Origin of the sequence: Halobacillus litoralis, assembly GCF_009856415.1 — a bacterium.
Taxonomy (GTDB): Bacteria; Bacillota; Bacilli; order Bacillales; family Halobacillaceae; genus Halobacillus; species Halobacillus litoralis_C.
In genome coordinates, this window is sequence record NZ_WMEZ01000008.1 from 170024 (window position 1) to 178826 (window position 8803).

The window sequence follows — 8803 nt, forward strand, 5'->3', positions numbered from 1 at the left end:
GATAAGGAAATGATGAGGGTGGGGAAGTAGTCTCACGCCCCTTTATCGGATAATTAAATGAACTGGATATGGGAGTTCCTGACGGTGGCATCCCTAAGGGCCATTCATCCCTATGACACATGGAAAGGGTAAAACATATCCATACCAAATACAATTGTAAGTTTCGAAGGAGGCTAGAATATTGATTGAGAATGCGGAGTGTTTAATCTTTGACCTGGATGGGACGCTGTATGAAGATGTCGATCATTTCCAGTATTATGCGGATCTTTTGAAAGAACGCGTGAGTCAAAAAAATCAACAGAGTTTTGATGAAGATTATAAGGCCATATTGAATGGGGAACATTTACTTATGATTGGCAAAGTGTATGACATGGAGCGCGACACGATCGTGACTGTGGACCCATTCACGGGAAGAGTTGAAAAAGTGACGTCCTGGTATGGAGACCTGTGGGATAGGGAAGCGGTAAGAAAAGCGTACCCCCAATCACTGCAATACGATTTTGAGCATTACATAGCGATTGGGGACGGATGGTGGTTACCCTTCGCCGTTGCCATGCATTATGGGGTTGGAATTGGAGAAGCTCGTGAATGTTATGTGAAAACAAAAGACTTTATGGCGACTGAAGAGTTTCTGATGTCTAAAACAAAGGGGCTGAAAGCAGCGCTGGAAAGATGGAAAGAAGATAAGTTGCTCGTTCTTTTAACGAACAGTGAGGATTATGATGTAGAAAATATGTTAAACAGAATTGATCTCTCTGGATTATTTCATGATCATATTCCATCTGCATTCAAACCGCAGAAGACTGAAGAGCACTTTCAGACCATATTGGATCGTTACAATCTGAACCCTGAAGAAGTCGTGTCCATAGGTGATAATTTCCTTAATGAAATTGCACCTGCGTTAAATATGGGGATGAAAGCTGTTTTTGTTCAGCTGGCGGATGTGGAGTTTGACTATCCCAATCTCCAAGTGGTGAAAAGTTTAGAAGATATTTGTCCATAAACACATCGAAGCGCCCGATTGTGCACTCAATCGGGCGCTTCGATGTATATAGAAAATCATTAGGGGGGTACTCATTATATACCCGAAAAGACAAGTTTATAACTCCCTAAACCACACTCCAATGAAAACACCTATTATTACTCATAGTTCTTCAACAATATGGCAGGATTGTGGAAGACTCAGTTTCGAGACTTTTGATGAGTGGATGGGGCTGCGGGGAATGACTTGCTTTCCGCGGGAGCGCGGTGAGCCTCCTCAGGCTAACGCCTTGCGGGGTCTCACCAAGCACTCTTTTCCCGCAGGAGTCTCGCCATTCCCCTCCGCCCCTTAGCCGTGGAAGATTCTCGAAACCACTACCGCAATAATCAGTATGTATGATTGAAGAAGCGGATCGTATAAACCGCTCCAGAGTACATAAAGGCTTGATACAAAGAGCTTTATATTTCTAACAGTGGGATAGTGGGAGACAACCCAACTTGGTGCAGGGGTTCGTTCTCACATTCAACGAATGGGGGGGAGCTGCGAGACTCCCGTGGGAGAAGGAGATAGCAAGATCCCGCAGGACGCAGTCCGAGGAAGCTCAGCGCTCCCCAGCCAACCCTAACGCTCAACCAAGCAACGAACCCGGGAAACATCTCGAAGCTGAGTCTTCTACAATCGGGAGCTTTAATTTAAAAAGGATCAGGCCGTTTGGGAACGGCCTGATCCTCTACGATGGTTATCGTAAGTTGTTGTGGTGAGCTTCCACTTCTTGTTCAAACTGCTGTAGCTGTTGTTTCTCCTCTTGAGAACATTGGCTATAGGCAGACTGAATCGCTTGTTTCGCGGCTTCCATATCATGTTGGTTAGTCGCGTCGTGTTTGCCCCCACGCTTTTGGGTGAAACGGTTGACCGCTTCGCGCGCGTTTTCAAAAAGGTTTTTCTCCATGGTTAAAACCCTCCTACCGTATGCTGGTCGGCTTCGATTTCTTTACGATTCGCTTCTGAAAGCCTTTTCGGCTCCATCTCGCTTTCGTCGAATTTTCGAACTTCTGTCCAGCGATCCTGTTTACGATTGGTTTTCTTTTGCTGCTCCATGACAAGACCCTCCTGTCATAAAAAAGCCTGAACGCTTTCACGTTCAAGCTTAGTATGGCTGAAGGGTCCTTTTTTACGCGAGGAAAAATGTACCTTATATCGCACGCTTATTTATTTTCAAATAGTCGTCAAGGAATGCGCCGATGCCATCCTCTTCATTCGTATGAGTGACATGGTTGGCAAGATCTTTCAGTTCATTAATGGCATTTCCCATGGCTACGCCCACACCCGCATAATCAATCATTTCAAAATCATTGTCTTCGTCTCCGAAGGCGATAATCCGTTCATTAGGAACGTGGAAGTATCGGGCGATCTTATCGAGACCTACGGCTTTGTTCATGCCTGCCCTTACAATTTCGATGACATGCCAGGGAGCGCCCCATTTACGATGATCGATGAGAGAAGCATGATCGTCCAGTTCATCACGCAGCCTTTGAATTTTTTCTTCTTCCGGATGGATGAGAATGGATGTCGGGTCTTCTTTCAAGTTCGATTGAAGGCGGCCGACGGTAATGGGATCGTTTTTTGTTTGGAAAATACTCATGATTTCCTCATCATATTGATCCAAATACACGTCATCTTTCACTTCAGCTAGAATGTTTTTTACACCTAGTTCCTGACAGGTGTGAATGATTTTATGAGCTGTACGGATTCCTAAAGGAGAGTGAATAGCATCCCAACGGTGGTCTTTCGGATGGTGGATCAGCGCTCCATTGAAATTGACCATAGGTGTATCGAGACCGAGCTCATGATAATAATCGATACTCGCCCTGTGTGGTCTTCCTGTCGCTATGACTACGATATGGCCTTGTTTCATTGCTTGGAGGACCGTGTCTTTCGTTTTTTCACTGATGACTTTCTCATCGGTTAACAATGTTCCATCTAAATCTAAAGCAATCAGATGTCGTTCCATAATCTTCACCTCATTTATATGTATAGTTTATCGGGGAGAGCAGTGGGTTGTAAAGAATTTCCCATGTGACAACCTAACACTTTCCAATTAAAGATGGCAGTGTTACGATACATATTATATAAACCTTTTTTAAACACAACTTAAACAAAACGTAAAGTTTTTTCAGAAAGGAAATAGGAACAATGATTGGGATTTACCGTAACACATATAAAAATGTACCCGTTCTAACTGTTGTCGATTCGACGAAACAAGACCAGCCTTTACCCGTGTTCATCTACTTCCATGGGTTTACCTCCGCAAAAGAACATAACTTACCCCAAGCTTATCTTCTTGCTCAAAAGGGGTACCGGGTCATCCTTCCTGATAGCGCTCATCATGGAGAACGTGATGAAGAGCTGCCGAAACAGGAACTGAACTTCAAATTTTGGGATATCGTGTATCAAAATCTGAAAGAACTTCAAGATATAAAAGATGAACTCGATCGTCAGGATCTAATTAAAAATCGACGCATCGGTGTCGGCGGAACGTCCATGGGCGGTATCACGACGAGTGCTGCATTGACGATGTATCCCTGGATTCAAGCGTCTGCTGTTATGATGGGGTCACCTAAGCCTGTTGAATTTGCTGAAAAACTCATACAGGATGTAGAGAACTCCGGGATTTCCCTCCCTCTAAAAGAAGCAGATCTTGATGAACTATACAGATCACTTGAAGGTATTGATCTTTCCAGGCAAATGGATAAACTTTATGGACGACCGCTGTTTTTCTGGCATGGCGATGCAGATCCAGTTGTTCCGTTTGAGCATTCCTATGATTTTTATAATGAAGCCATCGATCAATATAAGAACCCGGAGAATATTCGTTTTCTTAGAGAGGTCGGACGTGATCACAAAGTCAGTCGTTTTGCTGTCCTGGAAATGGTCAATTGGTTGGAGTTAGTATTGTAACCGATGGGAATATTTTATTCTCTTTGGAATTTTGTTTATAATAGAGTTTGAAGAATTGTGAAGGGGGAACTAATGTGAGTACAACTGCACTTGAAGAAAATGCAATGGGTGCCCTTGAGAATGTCATTGACCCTGAGCTCGGCATTGATATCGTCAACTTAGGTTTAGTGTATGGCGTCGATATAGATGACAATGGCGATACCACGGTAACGATGACACTAACGGCGATGGGCTGCCCGCTTGCGGGTCATATCGAACAGGACGTCAAACGATCTCTTGCGGATTTGCCTGAATTGAATGAAATAAAGGTCAACATCGTTTGGAATCCACCATGGACCAAAGATCGTATGAGCCGTTATGCGAAGATAGCTCTTGGAATTCCCGATTGATTTATGGAAGCTATGCCCCTGCCGTGTGAACGACGGTAGGGGTTTTTACATAACAAAGGAAGATAGATCCGGCGAAGAGCGTTGCCTTTTCTGTTCCGTTCGCGGTCCAGTGCACATCATCCAAGCCCCATTGTTATTGAACGTGTGCGAGTGATTACCAAGGAGGGAAGACGAATGGCCAATACGCCGGTTTTTCAGATTGTCGGGTACAAGAATAGTGGAAAGACATCATTGCTTTCGGATTTGATTGCCTATGGAACGGACCGTGGAGAGAAAGTAGCCGCCATAAAGCACCATGGTCACGAGGAACCGCTGAAGGTCATGCACTTGGATACAGACAGCTATCGGCTACATGAATCGGGCGCTTTTTTAACAGGAGTGGACAGCCCTCGCAGATTTCAGCTTGAGTTATCACACGAAGATGACTTTCCGCTCACACAACTTGTGAACATTTATCAACATTTTTCTCCTGATCTGATTGCTGTGGAAGGATACAAGCATGAACACTTTCCCAAGGCTGTCATTATAAAAAGAGAAGATGATTTGCCTATGCTTGACCAGTTGACGAATATTCAATTAGTCATTTGCTGGGATGAGCGCATGGTTGATCGATTATCCTTGCCTGCCATACCACTTAGAGAGTGGAGAAAGCGCTTACCAGAAGTCTACCGTTTAGCGAAGGAGGGGGCATGATGGAACAACGTTGTTGGATTACAACAGAACCTCTAGAGATTGAAGAAGTAACAAAAAGGGTAATCAGAAGAGAAGCGGGTGCCGTGAATACGTTTATTGGAACAGTAAGAGAATTCACGAAAGGCAAACGGACACTTTTCCTACAATATGAAACGTATAAAGAGATGGCGGAAAAAAAACTAGAGCAAATCGCCATGGAAATCGATCAGCAATGGCCGAGCGCCGAAGTAGCCATTAGCCACCGGATCGGACGTCTGGAGGTTACAGATATTGCTGTAATCATCGCCGTATCCACTCCCCATCGTAACGACTCTTATGAAGCCAGCCGTTATGCAATAGAAAGAATTAAGGAGATCGTCCCCATTTGGAAAAAAGAACATTGGGAAGACGGTGAAGAGTGGATTGGAGACCAGAAAGAGATCCGCCCGGGAGTTCCGTTGAAGGAGGAAATCAAATGAATACACTCTTATTTTTTGCGGGATTGAAGGAAGCGATTGGAACCGATGAAGTGAGACTTGCAGCAGCAGGAATGACGTTGGGAGAAGTGAAAGAAAAAGTGCGCTCTGAATATTCTCTCGACCAAGTGAACAATTGTATGATGGCCGTCAATGAAGAATTTGCTCCAGAAGATACAACCATCACAGAAGGAGATACGATTGCTTTCATTCCCCCGGTCAGTGGTGGGTAACTCTACCTAGCCATTTCTATTTAAAAAAGCCAGCACCACCCTTGAGGGGTGGTGCTGGCTTTTGTTAATTATAAGAAGAGCACGACTAGTCCACCGACGATAAAACAGTAAAACGCGAAGTATTTCAAGTTCCCACGGGCCATGATGCCCATGAACCACTTTAATGAGAAATATGAAGCGACAACAGATCCCGCAAAGGCCATGACATATGCGAACCAGGCATTCTCAGCACTCGCATGATGAATCACATCTTCAATGGATAGAAGCATTGTCCCGAGACTGACAGGGATAAATAATAGGAACGAGAAACGCAAAGCCGTTTCTTGTTTCATTCCTAAAAACATAGCGGCAACAATTGTGGCTCCTGAGCGGCTGATTCCCGGTATGAGAGCGACTGCTTGTCCAATACCGACAATTAAGGCATCCTTCCACGTTAATTGTCCGTCACCTTTACGACCTCTCAGGTTACGAATAAGCCAAAGGGCAATTCCTGTAATGATCAACGTAATTCCTACCGTTTGAACAGTAGATAGTACCTCAATAGCATCTCCTAGAAGAACGCCGAGTACCCCAGCGGGAATCGTTCCTATGATCAGATAGATAATAAAATCAAAATCGTCTTTCTGCTGATGGTCGCGTTGGCTGCGGTTGAATAAGTATCCAAATCCATTTTTAATCAAACGAATGAGATCTTCCCGGTAGATGATTAAAACCGCTACGAGAGACCCAAAGTTCACGAGCACCTCAAATGTAAGTCCTTCTAGTTCGATCCCTAGTAATTCCTGTGCTATGACCAAGTGACCACTGGACGAAATTGGAATTGGTTCAGTAAATCCTTGAAAGATCCCCAAAAATAAATATTTAATAATCAACCATATCTGTTCCATATCGCTTGTTCCTCCTGCCCGACTGTATTCCTTATTTATATCTATATTTTACGTTTGTGTTGATAGAACATTTGTGATTATGTTCACGCACCCTCCGATTATAAAGGAAGCTTGTTCCTATGGCTAGAGGAGGATTTCATCATTTTCCAAATGAAAAGCGTTGCCTCCCGAAGGATAGCAACGCTTGAGTGTGGCTTATGCTTCTTCTTTGATAATTCCTTCCCCAAGAACAACTGCAGCCAATGTGAAAAGAATTGTCATAATGATGACTTGAGAGAAAGCGAAACTGCTCCCAGCCATGTTGCTGACTACATAAGCGGACATGAAGCTCAATAGGAAAGCCCAAATGATTGTCCAAATCATCCGCATCATTATTCACCTCATTTTTTACACAATCTATTCTTATCTTATCAGAGAGTATAGGAAAAGGAAATATGAAATCGCTTCATGAATGGCGTTTTCATTGAATAAAATGTAGGAAGACAAGGAAGAGGAGGATAGCCTATGATGGTGACCGTTAACCCTTGCTTTCATTGGATTGGATATCATTTGACATCAAGTCTTCTTCAAGAAGGGATCGAAGTGATCGGTATTGACCCCATAGTGGATGCCAAGAGTGATCTCTTATATATGTATGTCGGCAGAAACAGTAATTTTCAACATTTCTTTCAACGAAGTGATAAAGAAAATCACGTTCAACAATCAAAGGACGAGTGGGAAGTGGACTTGGTCGATGGCGGCTTGCTAGTCAGGCAAGAAGATGAAGAAAGAGATTGGATCGAACTGCCTCTCCTTTATGGTGAATGGATGGATATCCAAAAGACAGGGGTACAAGAAAAAGAGGAGCTTGTGCAATGGATCATGGAGCACCAGGCGATCTATATTGGAAATTTCCTGGAAACATTCATGGGAAACTTCCTCGATCACCAACCCCTTATTATCCAACAGCGAGTTGAAGATAAGGATACCATCACAGAAAGAGTGGATGCTTTGTGGAACTGTGAACAGCTGCTTCGCAAAATCTAGAGCTTCCCATGTTGGTCATTTACTTTTGTTATGAAAAAAATGTAGAATAGGGAGAGGATATAAGTAGGTACTTAGGAGTGCTTGAATGTGAAATTACAGTCCATCATGATCCTCTCTCTATTATTTTCCCTTGTCGCATGTCAAGGTCTCCCGGATTATAAGGAAGACATTAAGGTCGGGATGCTTGTCGAAACGACCATCCATGATCAAGCATGGGGGCAGCAAGGGTACAAAGGATTGCAAGCGATCCAGGAGGAATATGGAGTAGACATTTATTTTAAAGAAGGCATACGCACATATACACATACAGCCGAAGCGGTTGATGAGTTTGCAGCCAAAGGCGTTGATGTTATCTTCGGACATAGCAGCTTATATGGAAATCACTTCAGGGAGTTGCATAAGGTTTATCCTGATATGGATTTTGTCTATTTTAATGGTCAATTCTCAGCTGAAAATGTAACAAGCCTCAATTTCGATGCTCAAGCCATGGGGTTTTTCGCGGGAATGGTGGCCGGAGAAATGACCCAAACGGATCGTGTTGGAATCATTGGAGTATTTGAATGGCAACCAGAAGTGGAAGGGTTTTATGAAGGTGTCATTTATCAAAATCCTGACGCCGAAGTTGACATTTCCCTTACAAACAGCTGGGAAAATACAGAGATGGCCCTCATGTATTATGAGTCGATGAAAGAAGAGGGAGTGGATGTGTTTTATCCAGCGGGAGATGTTTTTAATGTTGCGGTTATTGAACAGGCGCAAAAAGACGGGAATTATGCAATCGGTTATGTACAGGACCAATCCTCCGTGGCTGAAAATACGGTGCTTACGAGTACTGTCCAAAAGGTAGATGAAGTATATAAACTAGCCATGGAGCGTTATATGAATGATGACCTAACTGGTGAAATGCTTACGTTTGATTTTCAGGAAGGTGCCATAGAGATGGGGGAATACAGTCCAAGTATTCCAGAAAACTTCCGCGGTGAAATGGAAGAAGTTGTAGAAGATTATAAAGAAACAGGCGAGCTCCCTGGAAAAGACCTCTGAAGCACATGATTGGAGTGACACAGTTAAATAAGACTCAATAAAACACCTAGGCTGCCATTACTCTGAATTCAATTGGAGTTTGGCAGTTTAGTTTTTTAAATGGTCGACAATAATTATAATAATACATGTACGTTTC

General features: G+C 43.4%; 13 protein-coding genes. 8 read left to right on the top strand and 5 right to left on the bottom strand.

From position 1 onward, the window contains the following. Positions 1 to 181: 181 nt before the first annotated feature. The gene (locus tag GLV98_RS17090; protein WP_160917271.1) at positions 182 to 1003 is read left to right on the top strand and encodes an HAD family hydrolase; all 822 of its coding nucleotides are present in this window, start codon (positions 182 to 184) and stop codon (positions 1001 to 1003) included. A gap of 718 nt (positions 1004 to 1721) precedes the next feature. Here GLV98_RS17090 and GLV98_RS17095 read toward each other — a convergent pair. The 3 genes from GLV98_RS17095 to GLV98_RS17100 all read right to left on the bottom strand — a co-directional run bounded on the left by GLV98_RS17095 (position 1722) and on the right by GLV98_RS17100 (position 2993). Continuing rightward, on the bottom strand, positions 1722 to 1931 hold the full coding sequence (locus tag GLV98_RS17095) for a DUF3813 domain-containing protein (protein WP_160917272.1): 210 nt from the start codon (positions 1929 to 1931) through the stop codon (positions 1722 to 1724). Between the two features lie 2 nt (positions 1932 to 1933). Further along, a complete protein-coding gene (locus GLV98_RS20055) occupies positions 1934 to 2080 on the bottom strand; it encodes a hypothetical protein (RefSeq protein WP_202410115.1) in 147 nt (48 codons plus the stop codon). Between the two features lie 94 nt (positions 2081 to 2174). Further along, complete coding sequence (locus GLV98_RS17100) at positions 2175 to 2993, bottom strand: Cof-type HAD-IIB family hydrolase (RefSeq protein ID WP_202410116.1); 819 nt, start codon at positions 2991 to 2993, stop codon at positions 2175 to 2177. Between the two features lie 182 nt (positions 2994 to 3175). On the opposite strand from GLV98_RS17100, the gene GLV98_RS17105 reads away from it, so the two are divergent. From GLV98_RS17105 to moaD, 5 genes are all read left to right on the top strand, one after another. After that, positions 3176 to 3940 carry an alpha/beta fold hydrolase gene (locus GLV98_RS17105; RefSeq protein WP_160917274.1) on the top strand — a complete coding sequence of 255 codons (765 nt, stop codon included), beginning with the start codon at positions 3176 to 3178 and terminating at the stop codon, positions 3938 to 3940. A 104-nt stretch (positions 3941 to 4044) separates the two neighbouring features. Continuing rightward, positions 4045 to 4329 carry a metal-sulfur cluster assembly factor gene (locus GLV98_RS17110; RefSeq protein ID WP_089654274.1) on the top strand — a complete coding sequence of 95 codons (285 nt, stop codon included), beginning with the start codon at positions 4045 to 4047 and terminating at the stop codon, positions 4327 to 4329. Between the two features lie 174 nt (positions 4330 to 4503). Further along, positions 4504 to 5022, top strand: coding sequence for a molybdopterin-guanine dinucleotide biosynthesis protein B (gene mobB, locus GLV98_RS17115; RefSeq protein WP_160917275.1), 519 nt, complete (start codon positions 4504 to 4506; stop codon positions 5020 to 5022). Beyond that, positions 5019 to 5480 (top strand): molybdenum cofactor biosynthesis protein MoaE, encoded by a 462-nt coding sequence (locus tag GLV98_RS17120; protein ID WP_160917276.1) that lies wholly within the window; start codon positions 5019 to 5021, stop codon positions 5478 to 5480. Before mobB ends, GLV98_RS17120 begins: the two co-directional genes overlap by 4 nt. Continuing rightward, on the top strand, positions 5477 to 5710 hold the full coding sequence (gene moaD, locus GLV98_RS17125; protein WP_089654271.1) for a molybdopterin converting factor subunit 1: 234 nt from the start codon (positions 5477 to 5479) through the stop codon (positions 5708 to 5710). The genes GLV98_RS17120 and moaD overlap by 4 nt, the downstream gene beginning before the upstream one ends. A gap of 68 nt (positions 5711 to 5778) precedes the next feature. Here moaD and GLV98_RS17130 read toward each other — a convergent pair whose 3' ends face one another. Both GLV98_RS17130 and GLV98_RS17135 read right to left on the bottom strand, forming a co-directional pair. Beyond that, a complete protein-coding gene (locus GLV98_RS17130; protein ID WP_160917277.1) occupies positions 5779 to 6597 on the bottom strand; it encodes an undecaprenyl-diphosphate phosphatase in 819 nt (272 codons plus the stop codon). 195 nt (positions 6598 to 6792) lie between these two features. After that, positions 6793 to 6969 carry a YjzD family protein gene (locus GLV98_RS17135; RefSeq protein WP_237417175.1) on the bottom strand — a complete coding sequence of 59 codons (177 nt, stop codon included), beginning with the start codon at positions 6967 to 6969 and terminating at the stop codon, positions 6793 to 6795. 132 nt (positions 6970 to 7101) lie between these two features. Here GLV98_RS17135 and GLV98_RS17140 point away from each other — a divergent pair, with 132 nt between their 5' ends. Together GLV98_RS17140 and GLV98_RS17145 are read left to right on the top strand one after the other, a co-directional pair. Beyond that, a complete protein-coding gene (locus GLV98_RS17140; RefSeq protein ID WP_160917278.1) occupies positions 7102 to 7623 on the top strand; it encodes a hypothetical protein in 522 nt (173 codons plus the stop codon). Positions 7624 to 7710: 87 nt separating this feature from the next. Then, positions 7711 to 8667 carry a BMP family ABC transporter substrate-binding protein gene (locus tag GLV98_RS17145; protein ID WP_337193768.1) on the top strand — a complete coding sequence of 319 codons (957 nt, stop codon included), beginning with the start codon at positions 7711 to 7713 and terminating at the stop codon, positions 8665 to 8667. Positions 8668 to 8803: the final 136 nt, after the last annotated feature.